This window comes from Pseudoclavibacter sp. RFBG4 (genome assembly GCF_002931515.1).
In the GTDB taxonomy this organism is placed as follows: Bacteria; Actinomycetota; Actinomycetes; order Actinomycetales; family Microbacteriaceae; genus Pseudoclavibacter.
On the sequence record NZ_PSYC01000029.1, the window covers coordinates 178,057 to 199,772 of the forward strand.

General features: G+C 68.1%; 15 protein-coding genes. 8 read left to right on the plus strand and 7 right to left on the minus strand.

Annotated features, from left to right (window positions below; all coding sequences use genetic code 11):
• Positions 1-8: 8 nt before the first annotated feature.
• The 4 genes from C5E10_RS12225 to C5E10_RS12240 all read right to left on the minus strand — a co-directional run bounded on the left by C5E10_RS12225 (position 9) and on the right by C5E10_RS12240 (position 9,841).
• Entirely contained in the window at positions 9-500 is a 492-nt protein-coding gene (locus tag C5E10_RS12225) for a hypothetical protein (RefSeq protein WP_104331847.1), read from the minus strand.
• Positions 497-2,299, minus strand: a complete 1,803-nt coding sequence (locus C5E10_RS12230; RefSeq protein WP_104331848.1) for a hypothetical protein — start codon at positions 2,297-2,299, stop codon at positions 497-499. Before C5E10_RS12230 ends, C5E10_RS12225 begins: the two co-directional genes overlap by 4 nt.
• 126 nt (positions 2,300-2,425) lie before the next feature.
• Complete coding sequence (locus C5E10_RS12235; protein ID WP_104242696.1) at positions 2,426-6,304, minus strand: DNA-directed RNA polymerase subunit beta'; 3,879 nt, start codon at positions 6,302-6,304, stop codon at positions 2,426-2,428.
• Positions 6,305-6,352: 48 nt separating this feature from the next.
• A complete protein-coding gene (locus C5E10_RS12240) occupies positions 6,353-9,841 on the minus strand; it encodes a DNA-directed RNA polymerase subunit beta (RefSeq protein ID WP_104331849.1) in 3,489 nt (1,162 codons plus the stop codon).
• A 439-nt stretch (positions 9,842-10,280) separates the two neighbouring features.
• Between C5E10_RS12240 and C5E10_RS12245 the strand changes: the two genes are divergently transcribed.
• The 3 genes from C5E10_RS12245 to C5E10_RS12255 all read left to right on the plus strand — a co-directional run bounded on the left by C5E10_RS12245 (position 10,281) and on the right by C5E10_RS12255 (position 13,996).
• Positions 10,281-10,568: a DUF1540 domain-containing protein gene (locus C5E10_RS12245; protein WP_104242700.1), complete on the plus strand. Its 288-nt coding sequence runs from the start codon at positions 10,281-10,283 to the stop codon at positions 10,566-10,568.
• Between the two features lie 177 nt (positions 10,569-10,745).
• Positions 10,746-12,914 carry a lamin tail domain-containing protein gene (locus C5E10_RS12250; protein WP_104331850.1) on the plus strand — a complete coding sequence of 723 codons (2,169 nt, stop codon included), beginning with the start codon at positions 10,746-10,748 and terminating at the stop codon, positions 12,912-12,914.
• 263 nt (positions 12,915-13,177) lie between these two features.
• Entirely contained in the window at positions 13,178-13,996 is an 819-nt protein-coding gene (locus C5E10_RS12255) for a hypothetical protein (RefSeq protein ID WP_146080259.1), read from the plus strand.
• A gap of 77 nt (positions 13,997-14,073) precedes the next feature.
• Here the strand turns inward: C5E10_RS12255 and C5E10_RS12260 are convergent, their stop codons facing one another.
• A complete protein-coding gene (locus C5E10_RS12260) occupies positions 14,074-15,570 on the minus strand; it encodes a catalase (RefSeq protein WP_104331852.1) in 1,497 nt (498 codons plus the stop codon).
• A 53-nt stretch (positions 15,571-15,623) separates the two neighbouring features.
• Entirely contained in the window at positions 15,624-16,088 is a 465-nt protein-coding gene (locus C5E10_RS12265; protein ID WP_104331853.1) for a Fur family transcriptional regulator, read from the minus strand.
• 84 nt (positions 16,089-16,172) lie between these two features.
• Here C5E10_RS12265 and C5E10_RS12270 point away from each other — a divergent pair, with 84 nt between their 5' ends.
• The 4 genes from C5E10_RS12270 to C5E10_RS12285 all read left to right on the plus strand — a co-directional run bounded on the left by C5E10_RS12270 (position 16,173) and on the right by C5E10_RS12285 (position 19,554).
• Complete coding sequence (locus C5E10_RS12270; RefSeq protein ID WP_258063889.1) at positions 16,173-17,069, plus strand: spermidine synthase; 897 nt, start codon at positions 16,173-16,175, stop codon at positions 17,067-17,069.
• Between the two features lie 85 nt (positions 17,070-17,154).
• Positions 17,155-17,727: a hypothetical protein gene (locus C5E10_RS12275; protein ID WP_104242710.1), complete on the plus strand. Its 573-nt coding sequence runs from the start codon at positions 17,155-17,157 to the stop codon at positions 17,725-17,727.
• Between the two features lie 11 nt (positions 17,728-17,738).
• On the plus strand, positions 17,739-18,212 hold the full coding sequence (locus C5E10_RS12280; protein ID WP_104331854.1) for a SprT-like domain-containing protein: 474 nt from the start codon (positions 17,739-17,741) through the stop codon (positions 18,210-18,212).
• Positions 18,213-18,348: 136 nt separating this feature from the next.
• Complete coding sequence (locus C5E10_RS12285) at positions 18,349-19,554, plus strand: mechanosensitive ion channel family protein (protein ID WP_104331855.1); 1,206 nt, start codon at positions 18,349-18,351, stop codon at positions 19,552-19,554.
• A 19-nt stretch (positions 19,555-19,573) separates the two neighbouring features.
• Here C5E10_RS12285 and C5E10_RS12290 read toward each other — a convergent pair whose 3' ends face one another.
• A complete protein-coding gene (locus C5E10_RS12290; protein WP_104331856.1) occupies positions 19,574-20,602 on the minus strand; it encodes a pirin family protein in 1,029 nt (342 codons plus the stop codon).
• Positions 20,603-20,670: 68 nt separating this feature from the next.
• Between C5E10_RS12290 and C5E10_RS12295 the strand changes: the two genes are divergently transcribed.
• Positions 20,671-21,711 carry a beta-eliminating lyase-related protein gene (locus C5E10_RS12295; protein ID WP_258071113.1) on the plus strand — a complete coding sequence of 347 codons (1,041 nt, stop codon included), beginning with the start codon at positions 20,671-20,673 and terminating at the stop codon, positions 21,709-21,711.
• The last annotated feature ends 5 nt before the right edge of the window (positions 21,712-21,716 follow it).

Sequence of the window (21,716 nt, forward strand, 5' to 3'; positions counted from 1 at the left end):
CACCTTCCTCAGGACGTGACCTCGACTTGCAGGCCGCGGACGATGCGAGCGATGTCCTTGCCGATGTGCGCCGACTGTCCCGCGGTGCTCGTCCCGACCGCCGTCACGATCTCGGTGACGGGCCCACGGTGCAGGATGACCATCCTGGAACGGACCTCGAGTCCGCCGAGCCTCGGGTCGCGCTGCGTGGACTCGACGTAGTGGGAGGGCTGAGGCTGGTCGAGCGTCTCGGCGGAGCGCTCCTTGCCACCACCCTGCGTGATGCGCTGACGGAGCACGGTGAGCGCGTCCTCTGGCGAGATCGTTCCCGGCCACCGCTCGATCGTGACCAGCACGTTCGGGTTGAATCCATTCGTCGCCACGAGATGGCGCGCGCCGAGCACAGACCCCGCCCACTGGAGCGGCTCCCAGCCGGCAGGGACGTCGAGGGACACGCTCGGGAAGGCGGGGAACTCCTCGCTCGGCAACGTCAGTCGTCGGAGCTGCGTCGCTTCGCTCACTCTGCCGACCCATTCGCCTCGGCGGTCTCGGCCGCGCGCTCTGCCATGCGCTTCTCGTAGCTGAGCTTGGCCCTGCGGTTCGCACGGGATACCCGGCGTCCGCGTGCCGCCGCGATGCCACCGACCCACGTGAAGGCCTCCCGGGCAGCGATCGCGGCGACGAGAGCCGTGAGCAGGTGCTCGGAGGCGCCGAACTTCGCGATCACCTCGTCGATCCGGATGCTCGCGAGCGGGAGCCCATCCGCGAGGTGCTGCTGCAACGCGGCACCGAAGTAGTAGCCGAGGACAACAAGCGCGGCCGCGAGGAAGCCCCCGAGCACGTACGCCCACCAGCCGGCCCGATTCACGATGAGCGCCCAGATGACCCCGAACGCGGCGAAGACCGTCACCGGCACCGTGAAGGCCGCCGTTATAGCGAACTCGGAAGCCTCGCCGATCGGGTCGAGGCCGGCGTTGAACGCCGTCCGCAGCAGGGCGAAGGCGAGGAGGTACAGGGCGGCGAACACGACGGCCGCGACCAGCGCGACGAACACGGCGAACATCCGGTTCCCGCGCTTCTTCGGCTTCACGGGCGCGAGGTCGTCACTGTCCGTGGGGGCGGAGAGACGCAGCGGGGCGAAGGTCGCATCGTCGGTCGAGGACGACGTTGCGACGGCTCCAGCGGGGCGCTCGTCGTCCTGGTCGTCGCGCTCGTCGTCGGGCAGGTGCTCGGATGGGCGCGTAGCGTCGTCCTCCGCGTGGACCGAGGAGACCTCTGCCTCCGAGGCTCCAGCGCTCTCAGCGGGCCCTCCTGGACTCTCTGCGGCCACCGCGGGCACAGCTGCGTCCGTGACCGAGGGTCCCTCGAGGACGTCGACCCGCTCGGTGACGGTGACGGCTTCGACCGTCTCGCCGTCATCGGCGAGCTGCTCGGTCACCGTCTCCGTGACGACGACCTCCGCCTGCGCGGCATCGCCTGCATCCGTCTCAACTGCCCGTTCGCCGTCGAGCGCTGCCGCGGCGACAGGCGCAGCGGCGCTCACCGCTGCGACACGAGCTGCGGTGCGGTCGATCTCCAAGGTCCTGCGAGGAGCGTCGAGCTCGTCGTCGGGGGCGGTTGCGGATCCGGCAGCGTCGACGGTGATCGCGGCGACGGATTCGGCGCCGATGGCGTCGGCGGCGAGCTCCTGCGCGGGCACGGGCTCCGTGACCGGGAAGTCAGCCGCGTCATCCTCTTCGGCGCCCACTCGATCGACGACGGGAACGGAGTCGTAGGAGTCGACGAGGTCCTCGCTGCCGTCGAGGCGGGCCTCGCCGGGATCGGCGGCCTCGGACGACTCAGAGATGTCGTGGTCGAGATCCTGAGACGGGACGGCGACGTCGACGTGGTCGCTCTGCTCGGGGACGGCGTGAAACTCCGCAGCGGGTGGCTCGGTGGCATCACGATCCGGCTGGTGGCCGAGCACAGCTGCGAGCTCCTCGCGGTCCAGGCCGACCGTGGCGTTGGGGTCTGGCGCCTCGGCAGCCGGCGAGCCGTCGGCTGCCAGCGGGTCGGAGAATGCAACCGCGACGTCGTCCTGCGGGGCGAGCGCCGGATCGGTCGGTGCCTCAGCGCGTCCATCGAACGCGAGGTCGTCCCCCGCGAGCACATCGCCAGAGCGCACGTCCCCGTCCTCGCCGATGCCGCGACTGCGCGCGAGCGCGGCCTCCAGCTGGTCCTGGGCATCCGGAAGCTCTCGGAGCTCGCCCGTCCCTCCGCCGGCCTCCGGCTGCGGGCCGTCATCGAAGGGCTGGCGAGGCGCGCGCGTGTCGTCACTCATGAGGCCAACGTTAGGGCCGTCCGCACACATCGGGTCGGTGACAAGCCGCAGACGCACGAACGCCCCCACCCGAGACGGGTGGGGGCGTTCGTGTTGGAGCTGCGTCGGTTGGACGCGAGCGAGTGACTAGCTGAAGTTGGATCCGCCGAAGTCGTCGCTCGAGAAGGCCTCGAAGTCCACGAAGGTGAGGTCGTTCTCGTCGAAGCTGCCCTCGTCGGCACCGAACGGGTACCGCTCGGCGCGAGCCTCGTCGGTCGGCTCGACCGACATCTCGCGGTACTTGGTGAGACCAGTACCAGCCGGGATGAGGCGTCCGATGATGACGTTCTCCTTCAGGCCCACCAGCGGATCGGTCGTCGCTTCCATGGCGGCCTGCGTGAGCACGCGTGTCGTCTCCTGGAACGAAGCTGCCGAGAGCCACGACTCGGTCGCAAGCGACGCCTTCGTGATTCCCATGACTTCCTGACGGCCGGTCGCGGGCTTGCGGCCCGACATGACGGCTGCGCGGTTGATGGAAGCGAAGCGCTGTCCATCAGCCAGCTCACCCGGCAGCATGTCGGTCTCGCCGTGGTCGATGACCGTGATCTTCCGGAGCATCTGACGGACGATGACCTCGATGTGCTTGTCGTGAATCGGCACACCCTGCGAACGGTAGACGCCCTGCACACCGCTGACGAGGTACTTCTGCACCTCGCGAGCGCCCTTGACGCGCAGCACGTCCTTCGGGTCGATGGGACCCTCGTGCAGCTGCTGGCCGTGCTCGACGTGCTGGCCATCCTCGACGAGGAGCTCAGCGCGCTTCAGCACCGGGTAGATGTGCGGCTCGTCGCCGTTGTCCGGGATGAGGACGATCTTGCGCGACTTGTCGGTGTCCTGGATCTCGATGCGACCAGCGGCCTCGGCGAGCGGCGATGCGCCCTTCGGGGTGCGGGCCTCGAAGAGCTCCTGGACACGCGGCAGACCCTGCGTGATGTCACCGGCGCTCGACACACCACCGGAGTGGAAGGTACGCATCGTGAGCTGGGTGCCCGGCTCGCCGATGGACTGTGCCGCGATGATGCCGACCGCCTCGCCGATGTCGACGAGGTTGCCCGTGGCGAGCGAGCGGCCGTAGCACGCCGCGCAGACGCCGACGCTGGACTCGCACGTGAGGACAGAGCGGATCTTGACCTCGGTGATGCCCGCATCCATGAGCTGGTCGATGACGACGTCGCCCATGTCGGTGCCCGCAGCTGCGACGACGTTGCCGTCGGCGTCGACTGCGTCGACCGAGATGCTGCGGGCGTAGACCGCGTTCTCCACGTTGTCGTCGACGACGATCTCGCCGCCATCGGTGATGTGGGCGATCTGGATGTCGAGACCACGTGCGGTGCCGCAGTCGTCCTCGCGGATGATGACGTCCTGCGAGACGTCGACGAGTCGACGCGTCAGGTAGCCGGAGTCGGCCGTACGGAGAGCCGTGTCGGCCAGACCCTTGCGGGCACCGTGGGTCGAGATGAAGTACTCGGCAACCGTCAGGCCCTCGCGGTACGAGTGCACGATCGGGCGAGGAATGGTCTCACCCTTCGGGTTGGCGACCAGGCCGCGCATACCGGCGATCTGGCGAACCTGCAGCCAGTTTCCGTTTGCACCTGCCGTGACCATGCGGTGGATGGAGTTGGTCGACGGGAAGGCCGCCTGCATCTCGTCGGCGACGAGCGCGGTTGCAGCTTCCCACTTCTTGATGACCTCTTCGCGGTACTCCTGCTCGGAGATCGCGCCCATGACCTGCCACTCGTTGCGCAGCTCGGCGACCTCGGCCTCGGTGCGCTCGACGATCTCGCGCTTCGAGTCAGGCGTCACGAGGTCGCTCAGCGCGATCGAGATGCCCGAGCGGGTCGCCCAGTAGAAGCCGGAGTCCTTGATGCGGTCGAGGGTCTCTGCGACCTCGTCCTTCGAGTACCGCTCCGCGAGGTAGTTGACGACACCGGACAGACGTCCCTTGGTCATCGTGTCCTCGACGTAGGGGTAGTCGGAAGGAAGCAGCTCGTTGAAGCGAGCTCGGCCGAGCGTCGTCTCGACGAGCGCGGTCTCTCCCTGCACGTAGCCCTCTGGAGCCTTGCCCTCTTCGAACGTGATGCCCGTGAGGCGCAGCCTGATGGGCGCGTTGAGGTCGAGCGAGCCCTGGTCGAACGCCATGATCGCCTCGGCCGTGGACGAGAAGACTCGCCCAGCGCCCTCGACATCGTCCTGCAGCGTCGTCAGGTGGTAGAGACCCGCGACCATGTCCTGCGAAGGCAGGGTGACGGGGCGGCCATCCGACGGCTTGAGGATGTTGTTCGACGCGAGCATGAGCACGCGGGCTTCGGCCTGAGCCTCGACCGACAGGGGCAGGTGGACTGCCATCTGGTCACCGTCGAAGTCGGCGTTGAACGCCGCGCAGACGAGCGGGTGCAGCTGGATCGCCTTGCCCTCGACGAGGAGCGGCTCGAACGCCTGGATGCCCAGACGGTGCAGCGTCGGTGCGCGGTTGAGCAGCACGGGACGCTCGCGGATGACCTCTTCGAGGACGTCCCACACCTCGGGCTTCGCGCGCTCGACGGCGCGCTTGGCTGCCTTGATGTTGGAAGCGTGCTGCAGGTCGATCAGGCGCTTGATGACGTACGGCTTGAACAGCTCGAGCGCCATCTGCTTCGGGAGACCGCACTGGTGCATGCGCAGCTGCGGGCCCACGATGATGACCGAACGGCCCGAGTAGTCGACTCGCTTGCCGAGGAGGTTCTGACGGAAGCGGCCCTGCTTGCCCTTCAGCATGTCGCTGAGGGACTTGAGAGCGCGGTTGCCGGTGCCTGTGACGGGGCGGCCACGACGGCCGTTGTCGAACAGCGCGTCGACCGACTCCTGGAGCATGCGCTTCTCGTTGTTCACGATGATCTCGGGAGCACCGAGGTCGAGCAGGCGGCGGAGGCGGTTGTTGCGGTTGATCACACGACGGTAGAGGTCGTTGAGGTCGCTCGTTGCGAAGCGACCACCGTCGAGCTGCACCATGGGGCGGAGCTCCGGCGGGATGACCGGGACGACGTCGAGCACCATCGCGGCGGGGCTGTTGCCCGTCGCGAGGAACGACGAGACGACCTTGAGCCGCTTGATAGCGCGGATCTTCTTCTGACCCTTGCCCTCTGCGATCTGCGTGCGCAGGAGCTCGCCTTCGGCCTTGAGGTCGAAGTTCTGCAGGCGCTTCTGGATCGACTCCGCGCCCATGAAGGCCTCGAAGTAGTCGCCGTAGCGGTCGACGAGCTCATGGAAGTCGGTGTCCTCGGGCTTGAGCTCACCGACCTTCAGGTTCTTGAACGACTCGAAGACGCGCTCGACGCGGGTGATGTCCTCGTCGAACCCCTTGCGGAGCTGACCCATCTCCTTCTCGCCGGCGTCCTTCGTCTTGCGAAGCTGGTCCGCCTTGGCGCCCTCTGCCTCGAGAGCACCGAGCTCCTCCTCGAGGCGAAGCATGCGAGCCGCGATGGCTGCATCCTTCTGGTCGTTGAGGCTCTTGAGCTCAAGACGCATCTCGCTCTCGAGACCGCTGAGGTCGTCGCGACGACCCTCGGTGTCGACCGAGATGACCATGTACGCGGCGAAGTAGATGACCTTCTCGAGGTCCTTTGGCGCCATGTCGAGGAGGTATCCGAGACGGCTCGGAACGCCCTTGAAGTACCAGATGTGCGTGACGGGCGCTGCGAGCTCGATGTGGCCCATGCGCTCGCGGCGCACAGCCGACTTCGTGACCTCGACGCCGCATCGCTCACAGACGATGCCCTTGAAGCGCACGCGCTTGTACTTGCCGCAGGCGCACTCCCAGTCGCGGGAAGGTCCGAAGATCTGCTCGCCGAACAGGCCGTCCTTCTCGGGCTTGAGCGTGCGGTAGTTGATGGTCTCGGGCTTCTTGACCTCGCCGTACGACCACTTGCGAATGTCATCTGCCGTGGCTAGGCCGATGCGCAGTTCATCAAACTTGGTTGCATCCAACAATGCTGTTGTCTCCTTGTGAAGAATGAGTCTTCGTCGTGTCGGGGAGGCTTAGATCTCGTCGACGGACGAGGACTCGAAGCGGCTGGAGATGTTGATGCCGAGTTCTTCGGCGGCCCGGTAGGCCTCGTCGTCGTTGTCGCGGAGGCTCAGTGCTGTTCCGTCGGCCGAGAGGACCTCGACGTTCAGGCACAGCGACTGCATCTCCTTGAGGAGAACCTTGAAGGACTCGGGGATACCCGGCTCCTGGATGTTCTCGCCCTTGACGATGGCCTCGTAGGCCTTGACGCGTCCGACGATGTCGTCGGACTTGATGGTGAGGAGCTCCTGGAGCGTGTACGCGGCGCCGTATGCGTAGAGCGCCCACACCTCCATCTCACCGAAGCGCTGTCCACCGAACTGCGCCTTACCACCGAGTGGCTGCTGCGTGATCATCGAGTACGGACCCGTTGAACGCGCGTGGATCTTGTCATCCACGAGGTGGTGCAGCTTCAGGATGTACATGTAGCCGACGGAGATCGGGTCTGGGAAGGGCTCTCCGGAGCGGCCGTCGAACAGGACGGTCTTTCCGGTCGAGTTGATCAGGCGGTCGCCGTCGCGCGTCTTGAGCGTCGAGTCGAGGAGGCCCGTGAGCTCTTCCTCGGTCGCACCGTCGAAGACGGGGGTTGCGAGCTTGACGCCCGGCGTTCCCTCGTAGGCCTCTGGGACGAGGTTCTTCGCCCACTCGGGCTCGCCCTCGATCTTCCAGCCGGTCTTCGCAACCCAGCCGAGGTGCGTCTCGAGCACCTGACCGAAGTTCATGCGCTTCGGGATGCCGAGCGGGTTGAGCACGATGTCGAGCGGAGTTCCATCGGCGAGGAACGGCATGTCCTCTTCCGGCAGGATCTTCGCGATGACGCCCTTGTTGCCGTGGCGGCCAGCGAGCTTGTCGCCCTCGGTGATCTTGCGCTCCTGGGCGATGTACACGACAACGCGCTGGTTGACGCCCGAGCCGAGCTCGTCGTCGCCCTCCTCGGAGTCGAAGACCTTCACCTGGATGATCGTGCCTGCCTCACCGTGAGGAACCTTGAGCGAGGTGTCGCGCACCTCGCGGCTCTTCTCGTTGAAGATGGCGCGGAGGAGTCGCTCTTCTGCGCTGAGCTCGGTCTCGCCCTTCGGCGTGACCTTGCCGACGAGGATGTCACCGGGCTGGACCTCTGCACCGATGCGGATGATGCCGCGCTCGTCGAGGTCCTTCAGGAGCTCGGGCGAGACGTTGGGCAGATCGCGGGTGATCTCTTCCTTGCCGAGCTTGGTGTCGCGAGCGTCGACCTCGTACTCCTCGATGTGGATCGAGGAGAGCGTGTCGTTCTTCACCAGGTTCTGGCTGAGGATCATGGCGTCTTCGAAGTTGTGGCCTTCCCACGGCATGAAGCCGACGAGGAGGTTCTTGCCGAGCGCGAGCTCGCCGTTCTCCGTCGCGGGTCCATCCGCGATGACCATTCCCTCTTCGACGCGCTCGCCGGCCGAGACGACAACACGGTGGTTGTAGCAGGTGCCGTGGTTCGAGCGGTCGAACTTGCGGAGGAAGTAGGACTCGGTTCCACCCTCGTCGAGCTGCAGGACGACGTGGTCGGCCGAGACCGACTGCACGACACCTGCGCGGTTCGCCGTGATGACGTCACCGGCGTCGATGGCCGCGAAGCCCTCCATACCGGTTCCGACGACAGGGCTCTCGCTGCGAACGAGCGGGACAGCCTGACGCTGCATGTTGGCGCCCATGAGCGCGCGGTTCGCGTCGTCGTGCTCGAGGAACGGGATGAGGCTCGTCGCGACCGACACCATCTGGCGCGGCGAGACGTCCATGTAGTTGACCTCGCCGGCTGGGACGAGCTCGACCTCTCCGCCCTTGCGTCGGACGAGGACCTCGTCCTCGACGAAGTGGCCGTCTGCCCCGATGGGAGCGTTGGCCTGCGCGACGACGTACTCGTCTTCCTCGGATGCGGTCAGGTAGTCGACCTGCTCCGTGACCTTGGTCTCGACGACACGGCGGTACGGCGTCTCGATGAAGCCGAACGCGTTGATGCGCGCGAACGTCGCGAGCGAGCCGATGAGGCCGATGTTCGGGCCTTCAGGCGTCTCGATGGGGCACATGCGTCCGTAGTGGGACGGGTGGACGTCACGGACCTCGACACCGGCACGCTCACGCGACAGACCGCCGGGCCCGAGGGCCGAGAGGCGACGCTTGTGCGTGAGACCCGCGAGCGGGTTGTTCTGGTCCATGAACTGCGAGAGCTGGGACGTTCCGAAGAACTCCTTGATCGCGGCGACGACGGGGCGCACGTTGATCAGGGTCTGCGGCGTGATCGCCTCGATCTCCTGCGTGGTCATGCGCTCGCGGACGACGCGCTCCATGCGGCTGAGGCCCGTGCGGACCTGCGACTGGATGAGCTCGCCGACGGCGCGGATGCGACGGTTGCCGAAGTGGTCGATGTCGTCGACGTCGAGGCGGATGTCTGCCGGCTCGCCGCCGCGCTTGCCATCGAACTTCTCGTCACCGGCGTGCAGCGCGACGAGGTACTTGATCGTCGAGACGATGTCCTCGACGGTCAGGACCGACTCGCTGATCGCGGACTCGATGCCGAGCTTGCGGTTGATCTTGTAGCGACCGACCTTCGCGAGGTCGTAGCGCTTCGAGTTGAAGTAGAAGTTGTCGAGAAGCGCACGCGCGGCTTCCGTCGCGACCTGCTCGCCCGGACGCAGCTTGCGGTAGATGTCCTTGAGGGCATCTTCCTTGGTGCGGATGTCGTCCTTCTCGAGCGTGAGCTCGATGGACTCGTATCCGGCGAACTGCTCGCGGATCTCTTCCGTCGTGAGGCCGAGGGCCTTCATGAAGACGGTGACCGACTGCTTGCGCTTGCGGTCGATGCGAACGGCGACCTGGTCGCGCTTGTCGATCTCGAACTCGAGCCAGGCTCCGCGGCTCGGGATGATGCGGGCCGAGAAGACGTCCTTGTCGCTGGTCTTCTCGGGGGTGCGCTCGAAGTAGACGCCCGGGCTGCGGACGAGCTGCGAGACGACGACACGCTCGGTGCCGTTGATGATGAACGTTCCCTTGCTCGTCATGAGCGGGAAGTCGCCCATGAAGACCGTCTGGGTCTTGATCTCGAGCGTCTGGTGGTTCATGAACTCGGCCTCGACGTAGAGAGGCGCGGAGTACGTCTTGCCGCGCTCCTTGCACTCCTCGAGGGAGTACTTCTCGGGCTCGAGGTACGGGTTGGTGAAGCTCAGCTGCATCGTCTCGCCGAGGTCCTCGATGGGAGAGATCTCTTCGAAGATCTCGTCGAGGCCTGAGCGGAGAGCGACGTCGGTGCGGCCTTCAGCCTGCGCCTTAGCGAGGCGCTGCTTCCAGGCGTCGTTGCCGACGAGCCAGTCGAAGGATTCGGTTTGCAGGGCGAGAAGATCTGGGACATCGAGTGTGTCGCTGATCTTCGCGAATGAGAGTCGGCGTGCATTCCGACCGGTCGTAGGCGTCGGAGATGCGTTGCGCGCAGCAGCCAAGGAAGTTCCCTCCACGATCCCGCGGATTCCGCGAGATGCCAGTAGTGTCGTCGGTGAGGTTCCGCCACGTTTCACGATGTACAAGGCGTGCCCATCGCCAACGGACGCGGTCGAGGAAGACCCGCGAAGAAGTCGGTGAGAGAAGCACTGCCAGGCCGACCGCAATATGAAGGCATGGTGAGACGAAGCGCAAACATCGAGTGTATGCGCCGTTTGGTGGTATGTCTACCCCGACCTTGCCTCAATCTGGATTCTCAGGTATAACGCGCTGTTCGACGACGTCCGTTCGCCTCCCGACTCACCCGGTCGAGGCAGGCAAGGCTCCGCTCAGCAAGGGGACCCTGGCCTTATCAGAAAGGTGCCACGGAGTCCAGTGTCGGCTTGAATACCGGCCTCTCCGGCTCCTACCGTGGGAGCAACCCAACATCGGAGGCACACCATGACACTGCTCGATCTTCCCAACGTCAGCACCTGTTCAGTTGCCGGCTGCTCGTTCAACCACGACGGCTGCCACGCTCCCGCGGTGACCATCGACGGCCACGAGGGCTGCGCCACGTTCATCCCGCTCGACCGCAAGGGCGGCCTCGACAAGGTCATCGCCGGCGTCGGCGCCTGCCAGTCAACCGACTGCCGCTTCAACAAGGACCTCACGTGCACCGCTCCCGCGATCCGCGTTGGCGCGCAGGGCAGCGATGCCGCTGACTGCCTCACCTACGAAGCCGCCTGACCGCGCCTCACCCCGCCTCGAAGCGCCGACCTCCGCAAGGAGGCCGGCGCTTCGGCGTTCTCCTGCCGTTCAGGTACCAGCTACCGCTACGGCACCCGCTCCCGCTTCGATGGGCGAGGCGCAGGCGCTCGCCCCGAGCGCGCTTCGCCTCATTCCCGAGCGCAGAGGAGCGCGTGCGTGCAAGCACAACGAATCACCCTGGCGGCCTTCGGCGCCGCCATCATCGGCGGAGGTGCGGCCCTGGCAGTTCCCATGTCGGCGAACGCGGTCACCTCCCCCGCACCTCACCCGACCGGCGTCGTCATCAACGAGGTCGAATCCTCCGGCGGTGAGCCGGGCGATTGGGTCGAGCTCTTCAACCCGGGCATCGGCGCCATCGATCTGAGCGGCTACGTCTTCACCGACAACTCGCCGGAGGACACCACGCACCGCTACGGGCTGGCGGAGGGCACGACCCTGCAGCCCGGCGACTACCTCGTCATCGAGGAGGCCGACTTCGCCTTCGGCCTGGGCGGCGGAGACAGCGCCATGCTCTTCGCGCCGGACGGGACCACGCTCGTGGACGAGCACGCCTGGACCCAGCACGCGGCGAGCAGCTACGGCCGCTCCCCGAACGGCACCGGCGCCTTCACGGAGACCTCGGAGCCCACCAAGGGAGCCGAGAACCTCTTCGCCGGCGTCGCCCCCACCTCCCCCGTGGTCATCAACGAGGTCGAGTCGAACGGCGGCACCCCCGGAGACTGGGTCGAGGTCTACAACCGCAGCACGGAGACGGTGGACATCTCCGGCTGGACGATCGTGGACGACAACGCAGGCCACACGCCTTCGCCCGCTCCCGCATCCACCGTGCTCGCACCCGGCGAGTTCTACGTCTACGAGGAGAGCCGCCTCGGCTTCGGGCTCGGCAGCGGGGACAGCGCCACGCTCGCCGACCCCACCGGAACGATCGTCGACACGACCACCTGGATCGACCACGCCGAGGTGAGCTGGGCTCGCTGCGCCGACGGCGACGGCGACTTCCGCGCGACGACGGCTTCGACCAAGGGGGCGCTGAACGCGTGCTCCGACGCGCCCGTCGAGACGCCCGGGCCCACGGCTCCCGCGCCCGAGCCCTGGACCGGCTCCCCCGAGGTGACCCCCATCGCGAGCGACATCACGCTCGGCGAGGACATGTCCGGCCTCGACTACCAGTACTCCGCAGACGGCAGCACGCTCTGGGCTGTCGACAACGGCACGGGCGGCCTGTACCGCTTCGACGTCGCGCTCGACGGCAGCGTCACCCCGGCGGCCGGCTGGGATGAGCCCAAGCGGGTTCGCTTCCAGGCGGATGCGGACAACCCGGCCGCTGCCGGTCCGGACGCCGAGGGCGTGACGGTCTCGGCCGAGCAGCCCGAGTCGGTCTACATCGGCTCGGAGCGCGACAACTCGGACAAGTCGACGAACAAGAACACGATCCTCAAGGTCGACCTCGGCGACGCGAGCGGCCCCGCCATCGTCGCGGCAGCCGAGTGGGACCTCACCGCGAGCCTGCCCCAGGTCGGAGCCAACACCGGCATCGAGGCCATCGAGTGGGTGGCGGACAGCGAGCTCGAGGGTCGCCTCCTCGATGAGCGGACGGGGGCGCCGTACGACTCCGCGAACTCCCCGGGCGCCGACGGACTGTTCTTCGTCGCCGTCGAGGAGACCGCTGGCGTGTACGCCTACGCGCTCTCCGATGACGGCACCGCCGCGCGCATCGCGACGCTGGAGTCGGGCCTCGGCGGCGTCATGGCCCTCGACTACGACGAGTCGACGCAGACCCTGTGGGGCATGTGCGACAACGGATGCGGCGGAACGAGCGCGCTCTTCCAGTTCGGCGCGGCAGACGGCGCCGCCGGCTACTCCGTGACGCACGTCGCACGCCCTGCTGGCCTCCCGGACGCCAACAACGAGGGCTTCGCGATCGCGGCGAACGAGACCTGCGTCGACGGCACTCGCGCTGCGTACTGGCTCGAGGACGGCGTGAAGTCGGACGCCCTCAAGCAGGGCACCCTCGCGTGCGCCCCGCTCTCGACGCCCGACCCCACCGAGACTGCCGGCCCCACGGAGACGCCCGGATCCACGGAGACGCCTGTCGGCACGGAGGCTCCGAGCGCGACGACGGCCCCGAGCGCGACGACGGCGCCTGGCGCGACCGCGGGCTCCGGTGGCGCGTCGAGCGGCGGAAGCGACGCGGACGGCGAGGCAGGCGGCACGGGCACGACGCTCGCGACGACGGGTGCAGAGCACCTCGTGGTCATCACGCTGACCGCCATCGCAGCACTCGCTCTCGGAGGCGTGATGCTCGCCCGCCGCCGCGACGCGTAGCGGCACCGGTTCGGCGAGCACCGCGTTCGACGCACTGGGGGCAGAGGCATTCGTGCCGCTGCCCCCAAGTGCTCTCGCCGCGCTTCTCGCCAGGCACGCACACGCGCAGACACCGGCCGTGCATCCGGGGAGTGCTCCCCCGCATGCACGCCGCATGGCCCTGTTCCGTTAGCGTGTCTTCCAGCAGATCGACTCCGTCTGGTCGCGAGGAAGCGCCCCGGCTGAGCTCGGACATGCCAGGCCCCGCATCGAAGGAGACCCCCGTGAAGAAGCTCATGCGCTCGTCGGCGCTCGCGCTCACCGTCCTGTTCCTGCTCTCCGGATGCGCGCTCGTCGACCAGATGTCCGGCGACGAGGCTCCGGAAGTCGAGACGACCTCGAGCGCCACCAGCGGGACTACGACGGCTGCGCCGACGGAGACAGAACCGGCGGGAACGGGCGACACCGGCGCCTTCGCCGTCACCTACTCGTGCCGCATGGCCGACACCCGCAACTTCGCAGAGGCCCCCTCAGACCTCTCCGAGATCTGGGCGCTCGGAGACGATGTCACACGCTGCACCGGCAAGTCGAACGGCGGCACCACCTACTCGGAGACCGAGCAGAAGGCGCTCGACGCCCTCGGGCAGGCGGCCACGGACGACGACAAGGAGGCCGCCCCAGACGACGTGCGCCTCGCCGACGTGTACGCGCTGTGCGCCACCCCTGGCTTCTATTTCGCGATCTCACCGGGCATCTCCACCGACGAGCAGGCCTCGCAGCTCGAATCCGCCCTCATCCTCTGCCCTGAGCACCCAGACGCCGACGCCGCGAGGACCTCGCTCAACACCTACGACGCCAACGTCACTGCCGGCAACGACGGCACGCGCTTCAACGACGGCGTCTGGCAGGTCGGCGAGGAGATCAAGCCGGGCACCTACAAGCCGGAGTCGCCCAGCGACAACTGCCGCTGGTTCCGCTACGACGACAAGGGCGACTGGATCGAGTCCTCCTACGACAAGGTGCAGACCGAGATCGTCGTCACGATCGCCGCGACCGACGGCACCTTCGAGTCCCGCAACTGCGGATACTGGCGAGCTTCCTGAGCCCCTGACCCACCAGAAAGGCGTGCCCCCTCGAGATGCTCTCTCGAGGGGGCACGCCTTTCGGTGCAGGTCGGCGCCTAGTGGCCGACGCCAACGGGTGCCGGGTCGGTGTCCACGGCGTTCGCCTCGACGGCGGCGCGGATGCGCGCACCCGTCTCCGCGTCGATGTTCGTCCAGTACTGGAAGGCGTTCGAGCGAACGGGCTCGACAACCGTCTCGAGGGCCCCTGCCACGGTCTCCACGAGGCGGTCGCGCTGCTCCGGCGAGTAGACCTCGCGGATGAGCGTGCCGGCCTGCGAGAAATCGTCGTCGTCCTGGCGGAGCGTGTAAGCGCTGCGGACGAGGTCGCCGTCGGTCTCCCACGAGTTCTCGACCGGGCCCGTCTGGTCCGCGTAGGGGCGCCCGAACGAGTTCGGCGCGTAGACGGGAGCCCCACCGGAGTGCGACACCGTCATGTTGCCGTCGAACGTGTACGAATTCGTCGAGTTCTTCGGCCGGTTGACGTCGAGCTGCTGGTAGTTGGTGCCGATGCGCGCACGCTGGGCGTCCGGGTACGCGAAGACGCGACCGAGGAGCATCTTGTCTGGCGAGATGCCGGTTCCGGGCACCTGGTTCGACGGGGAGAACGCGGCCTGCTCGATCTGCGCGAAGAAGTTCTCCGGGTTGCGGTTCAACTCGAGCGTTCCAACCGGGATGAGCGGGTAGTCGGCGTGCGGCCACACCTTCGTGAGATCGAACGGGTTGATGCGGTACGTCTTCGCGTCCTCGAAGGGCATGACCTGCACGCTCAGCTTCCAGCGTGGGAAGTCCTTGCGGCCGATCGCGTCGAAGAGGTCACGGCGGTGGAACTCGGCGTCCGAGCCGGCGAGCTTCTCGGCCTCATCGTTCGACAGCACCTCGACGCCCTGCTCGGAGATGAAGTGGTACTTCACCCAGAAGCGCTCACCTGCAGCGTTGATCCACGCGTAGGTGTGCGAGCCGTAGCCGTTCATGTGCCGCCACGACTGCGGGAGTCCGCGGTCGCCCATGAGGTAGGTCACCTGGTGGGCGGTCTCCGGGTTGAGGGTCCAGAAGTCCCACTGCATGCTGTTGTCGCGCAGTCCGGAATCTGGGAGGCGCTTCTGCGAGCGGATGAAGTGCGGGAACTTCATGGGGTCGCGGAGGAAGAAGACCGGCGTGTTGTTACCGACGATGTCGAGGTTGCCCTCGCTCGTGTAGAAGCGAAGCGAGAAGCCACGCACGTCTCGCCACGTGTCAGGGGAGCCCTGCTCGCCGGCGACGGTCGAGAAGCGGAGGAGCGTCTCGCTCTCGGCGCCCTGCTGGAAGACGGCGGCGCGCGTGTACTGCGACACGTCCTCCGTCGCCGTGAACGTGCCGAACGCGCCGGCGCCCTTGGCGTGCGGGTTGCGCTCCGGCGTGCGCTCGCGGTTGAAGCTCGCAAGCGTCTCGACGAGGCGCACGTCGTGGAGCATCAGGGGGCCGTCTGCCCCGGCGCTGAGGGAGTTGCGGTCGCTCTCGGTGGGCGAGCCGTTGGTCTCGGTCGATGGGACTGTCGGGTCGATGTACTCAGTCATAAACGCTCCTTGTCGGATTCCTCTGGGCTGTGGACTGGGAAGGGGATCTGAGGTCAGGACGTCGCGCAGTCGGCGCAGACACCCCGATACACGACTTCCGCCGTGTGCACCGCGAAGCCGCTCGGCGAAGCGGGAACGAGGCACGGCGCCTCGCCGACGGCGCAGTCGATGTCCTCGATGCGGCCGCACTCGTCGCAGACGGCGTGATGGTGGTTGTCGCCGATACGGGTCTCGAACCGGGCCGCGGTGCGCGGCGCGTCGAACCGGCGCACGAGGCCGGTGCGGCCGAGGTCGTCGAGGATTCCGTAGACGGCCTGCAGGGTCAGCGAGCCGAGCTCGGCGCGCTGCGGAGTCGCCGCGGCGAAGATCCGCTCCGCGGACGAGTGCGGGCTGGCGTCGAGCAGTTCGAGCACCGCGACCCGCTGACGGGTGACGCGAAGACCGGCCCGGCGCAGCGAGGACTGCCAGAACGCAGAGTCCCGTCGCTCTCTGCTCGCGTGCTCGATGCTGGTGGTCATGAGACCATCGTGGCCGTTCTTTTGAATGATTCCAAACAAGGTCACCCTTGCTCGAAATCCGCGTGTCTCTGCTTGACTTGCCAGGTGTCGCCAGCCAGCAGCAAGACCCCAAGCAGTGCAATCCCCGCGACGAGCGTGACGCTCGACTCCGGAGCTCAGGCCCGATTCTCGCGTGACGGGGAGGAGTGGACCCTCATCGTCGACGGCACCCCGCAGTCCGCGGTCAACCCGCTCGACCCCAGGGAGCTCTCGTTCGGCTACATCAGGCACATGGGCTACGTCCTCGACCTCGCCTTCCCCGAAGCGGAGGCGATCACCGCCCTCCACCTCGGTGCCGGAGCACTCACGATCCCGCGCTACGTCGACGCCACGCGGCCGCGCTCGAGGCAGCAGGTCGTCGAGCTCGAGCGGTCCCTGGTCGACTTCGTGCGCGAGGTCGTTCCGCTCCCCGCCGGCGCGAGCATCCGCATCCGCTACGGGGATGCGCGAGAGCAGCTGGGCAGACTCCCCCGAGGGCTCCTCGGCTCGGTCGATGCGATCGTCGTCGACATCTTCTCCGGCGCGCAGACGCCGGCGCATGTGACGAGCGTCGAGTTCTTCGCCGAACTCGAGCCGTTCCTGCGCCCGGACGGCATCGTGCTCGTCAACATCGCCGACGGCCACGATCTCGCCTTCGCGCGGGCCGAGGTCGCGACCCTGATAGAGGTATTCGGCGAGGTCGCGCTCGTCGGCGACCCCGCCATGCTGAAGGGGCGCCGCTTCGGGAACATCGCCGCGGTCGCCTCCCGCTCGCCGGAAGCGCTCTCGCTGCCCGGCCTCGAGAGGCGCGTCGCGTCGGGCTTCCCGCCAGCCGTCGTGGTGCGCGGGAAGGCGGTTCGCGAATTCGTGCGCGGCACGGAAGCCGCGCGCGATGCCTCCGCGACGGCGTCTCCGCTGCCCGGGAAGAGCGTCTTCCGCGAGCGCAGGCAGGGCGGCTGGTAGTCGAGAGCAGGAGCCGACCGACAGGCTCTCCACAACGCGGCGAGGGATGCACCCATTCCGTCGCGGCTGCGGCTAACCTGCTGGGGTGTCAGACGCTCCCATCATCCTCGGCTACGACCCGGAGACCCTCCGCGAGCGCATCGACATCGACGCCGCGGAGGCTCGCCTGGCGGAGATCGCCGTACTTCGGTCCCTCTCCGCGCTCAACGAGAAGGTCGCGCTGCTGCGCATGCTCGGCCGGCTCGACGAGGCGTTCGACACCGCGCAGACCGCGTACCGGCAGTCCCGGTTCACGGGCGCCCGCGAGGACGCCCTCGCCGCTCGCATCCGCAAGGCGCAGGTCCAGCAGTTCCAGGGCAAGCACGACGTCGCGCTGCAGGATCTGAACAACTGCGTCGACGAGGCCCTCACCCATGAATGGGACGAGCTCGCCGCCTTCGCCCTGCAGCATCGAGGCAAGGTGCGCTTCGAGCAGCGCGAGTACACCGACGCGCTCGTCGACTTCGAGCGCGCGCACGAGCTGCGCCTCGCCAGGGGCGTCGCCGCCGACCAGCTGCAGTCCTCGAAGTTCGCGATCCGCGTCACCCGCGCGATCCTCGAGGGCGACGAGGAGCCCTCCTCGGAGCTGAGCGAGCCGATCACCTCGATCGACTCCTAGGGGCGGGGCCCGTGGCCGACCTGGCCAAGGTGCGAGTCTGGGCAGAAGCGCTCATCCGCATGCACCTCGACGAGAGCTGGAGCTTCGGCTTCGATCACGCGAAGAAGCGCGCGGGTGCCTGCAACTTCCGAGACAAGCGCATCACCGTCTCGCGCTACCTCTCGGCCCGCTACGACGACGACACGGTGCACCAGACGCTGCTGCACGAGGTCGCCCACGCCGTTGCCGGGCACAAGGCGGGGCACGGCCCCGAATGGAAGCGCATCGCCGACGAGCTCGGCTACGTCGGCGGTCGCACGCACGACGGTGAGGTGGCGACCGAGTTCGCGAAGTGGGTCGGGATCTGCCCGAATGGTCACGAGGTCATGAGGTTCCGCCGCCCGACGCGCGGCAGGCTCGTCTCCTGCCTCCGGTGCGCGCCTTCCTTCGACCGGCGGTACCTCATCCAGTGGCGGGAGCGCTCGGAGGCCGAGCGACGGGGCTAAATCGCGGGACTGAACCCCGGTGCGGCGATGCGCGCACTGGCGGGCAGGCCAGGCAGCACGGAGGCTCGCTCACTAGCGTTGCTTCCCCAGCCCTCCGCTCCCGCACGGAGGGGCCCTCCACTTCCCGAGGAGGAACGTGCTCGATCCCTGGTGGAACTTCGCCCTCTCGATCGCCGTCGCCGTCGTCGCGGCCGTCACGCTCACCGCGCTCGTCGCGCTCATCATCCGCCTCGTCGCGAAGCGCCTTCGCTGGCCGGAGCCGCTCGTGCGACACACGCGGCGCCCCTTCCGCGTCGTCGTGCTCATCATCGCGCTCTGGGCCGCAGTCGCCGTCGCCTTCCCGTCCGACGGTGACGGGTCCTGGCGCGACCTCATCTACCACGCGCTCACGATCTTCATCATCGCCGCTGGCGCCTGGCTCATGGCGGGACTCGTCGCCTTCTCGACGGACATCACGCTGGGACGCAACCGCATCGACGTGGCGGACAACCGCGTGGCCCGGCGCATCCGCACGCAGACCCTCATCCTCCGGCGGCTCGCAGTCGCGGTGATCATCGTCATCGCGCTGGGCGCGATACTCCTCACGTTCCCTGCGGTGCGGACCGTCGGGGCGAGCCTCCTCGCCTCAGCTGGTATCGCCTCCGTGGTCGCCGGCCTCGCCGCCCAGTCGGTCCTCGCGAACATCTTCGCGGGCCTCCAGCTCGTGTTCAGCGAGGCGCTGCGCGTGGACGACGTCGTCGTGGTCGAAGACGAGTGGGGGCGCATCGGAGAGATCACGCTGAGCTATGTCGTCGTCGACCTGTGGGACGACCGCCGCCTCGTGCTGCCGTGCACCTACTTCACGACCCAGCCCTTCCAGAACTGGACCAGGCAGGGCAGCGAGCTCCTCGGCTCCGTGGAGCTCGACGTCGACTGGCGCGTCTCCCCGGCGCTCATGCGAGAGCGCCTCGCCGAGGTGCTCACGCAGACGGACCTCTGGGATGGGCGGGCGCAGGTCCTCCAGGTGACCGAGGCGACCGGCGGGCTCGTCCGCATCCGCATTCTCGTCACCGCCGTGGATGCACCCACCCTCTTCGACCTGCGCTGCTTCGTGCGCGAGGCCATGGTGACGTGGATGCAGCGCACCATGCCGTCGGCGTTGCCCGTGCAGCGTGTGCTCATCACCGAGTCGGAGGGTCCGGGCGATGCCGCATCGCGCGCCTCGCAGGCGGAGGACACCAGGAGCGACGACGACAGCGCCAGTGGGTCCGGGCTCTTCACCGGCAGCGTCCAGGCGCAGGAGCGGGCGTCGGTGTTCACGAACGCCATCCCCATCATCGACCCCGGGGACCGCGAGCGGTAGCGGGCCGCTCCGGGGCGGCTCAGTCCTCGCGGGTTCGTCCGCGCGGACTGAGCCGGACGTTCGGGAGCGCCGGGGCGGCGAGCGTCCTGCCGTCGTGGCTGTCGACGCGGCCGAAGCGGGCATCGGTGCCGGCGCTGGACCTGCTCCGCTGCCACTCGTCGCGAGCTGCCGCGACGTCGTCGTGGGAGGAACCGACGAAGTTCCAGAACATGACGATCTTCTCCTCGAATGGCGTGCCACCGAGCAGCAGCGCGCGTCCGCCGTCACGCGCGCCCACGATCGCACGGTCGGTGCCGGCGGGCAGGTAGCCGACGGCCCCGACGGGAAGCTCGACGTCGTCGACGGTGATGCCGGGCGAGCACGCGAGGATGCCGTGCTCGTAGCTCGGCTCGAGGTCGAGCTGCGCCTCCGCGCAGCCGGAGAAGGCGAGCTCGACGCCGACAAGCGGCGAGAAGCTGGGGGCCGGCGAGCGGAGGCCCGCGAACTCCCCCATGAAGACGGTCGCCTCGACGGGAGCCCCTGCCGTCGTGGGAGACGGCAGTCGCAGCGATGGGCACCGGTCCAGGCCGACGAAGGCGGGCGCGATGTCCCGCTGCGCTGCCGGCAGGGCCACCCAGAGCTGCACGCCATGCAGCACGGGGGCCCGATCAGGGTGATCAGCGGACACCTCCGAGTGGGCGATGCCACTCCCGGCGGTCATGACGTTGACGCCGCCGGGCTCGACCTCATGGAAACTGCCGATGGAGTCCCGGTGCACGACCTCGCCGGAGAACAGCCAGCTGACGGTCTGCAGTCCGGTGTGCGGATGCGGGGGCACATCCATGCCGACACCCGACGGCACGTCCACGGGGCCGTAGTGGTCGATGAAGCACCAGGCGCCGATGAAGTGGCGAAACTTGTTGGGCACCGAACGCAGGACAGGCAGCGCGCGCGGGCCTCCGAGCGGCACCTCACGCGGCAGGAGCAGCTCGATGCCGGCGACCACCTGCCCGGTCTCGTAGGCGGCCTGCAGCTGTGCCTCGATGGGGTTGGCCTCCGCGTTGCTCATAGCTCAGAGCGTAGACGCGAACCCATGAGTTCTCATCGATGTGGCGCGTGCGGAAGAATGGATCGGTGATCACGCAGCTGCACGACCCCCACCTCCGCACCTTCACGAGCGACAACGCCGCGGGCGCTCACCCGCAGGTGCTGGATGCACTCGTCACCGCCAACGGCGGGCACGTCGGCGCCTACGGGGGCGACCCCTACTCGGCGGCGTTCCAGGCGCTGTGCAGGGACCTCTTCGGCGCGGAGGCGATCGGCCTGCCGGTCTTCAACGGCTCAGGTGCCAACGTCGTCGCGCTGCAGTCGATGGTGCCGCGCTGGGGCGGCGTCGTGTGCCCGGCGTCCGCGCACATCAACACCGACGAGAATGCCGCCCCGGAACGCGTCGGCGGGGTGAAGCTCCTCACCGTCGAGACGGCGGACGGCAAGCTCGTTCCGGCGGACATCGAGCGGGCCGCTGCCGTGCGCCGCGACGTGCACCGGGCCGCGCCCCTCGCCGTGAGCATCAGCCAGGCGACCGAGGTCGGCACCGCCTACTCGCCAGATGAGGTCAGGGCGCTCGCCGACGTCGCCCACGCGAGCGGCATGTGGCTGCACGTCGACGGCGCACGCCTCTCGAACGCCGCCGCCCACTTCGGCTGCACGCTGGCCGAGGTCTCCAGCGCGGCCGGGGCCGACGTCATCAGCCTGGGCGGCACCAAGAACGGCGCTCTTGCCGCCGAAGCGGTTGTCGTCGTCAACCCGAAAGCCGTCTACGGCGCCGAAGAGGCCCGCAAGATCGACCTGCAGCTGTCGTCGAAGATGCGCTTCATCTCCGCCCAGCTCCTCGCGCTGTTCGGCGACGAGCTGTGGCGCGAGAACGCGGAGCACGCCAACGCCATGGCCGCGCGCCTCGCCGCCGGCATCGAGGGCGTCGACGGCTGCTCCGTGCCACTGCCCCGCCAGGCGAACGGCGTCTTCGCCGTCCTCCCCGGCGAGGTCGCCGAGCGCGTCAGCGAGAGCTACGCATTCCACACCTGGGACGCGTCTCGCGGCCTCGTCCGCTTCCTCTGCTCCTGGGACACCACCGAGCACGACGTGGATGCCCTCATCGCGGCAGTCGCCGGAGCGTAGGCCAG

What these genes read in the sequence shown, in the direction of transcription:
- C5E10_RS12230 (WP_104331848.1), bottom strand. Translation starts at nt 2,299, where the DNA reads ATGAGTGACGACACGCGCGCGCCTCGCCAGCCCTTCGATGACGGCCCG.
- C5E10_RS12245 (WP_104242700.1), top strand. Translation starts at nt 10,281, where the DNA reads ATGACACTGCTCGATCTTCCCAACGTCAGCACCTGTTCAGTTGCCGGC.
- C5E10_RS12260 (WP_104331852.1), bottom strand. Translation starts at nt 15,570, where the DNA reads ATGACTGAGTACATCGACCCGACAGTCCCATCGACCGAGACCAACGGC.
- C5E10_RS12265 (WP_104331853.1), bottom strand. Translation starts at nt 16,088, where the DNA reads ATGACCACCAGCATCGAGCACGCGAGCAGAGAGCGACGGGACTCTGCG.
- C5E10_RS12290 (WP_104331856.1), bottom strand. Translation starts at nt 20,602, where the DNA reads ATGAGCAACGCGGAGGCCAACCCCATCGAGGCACAGCTGCAGGCCGCC.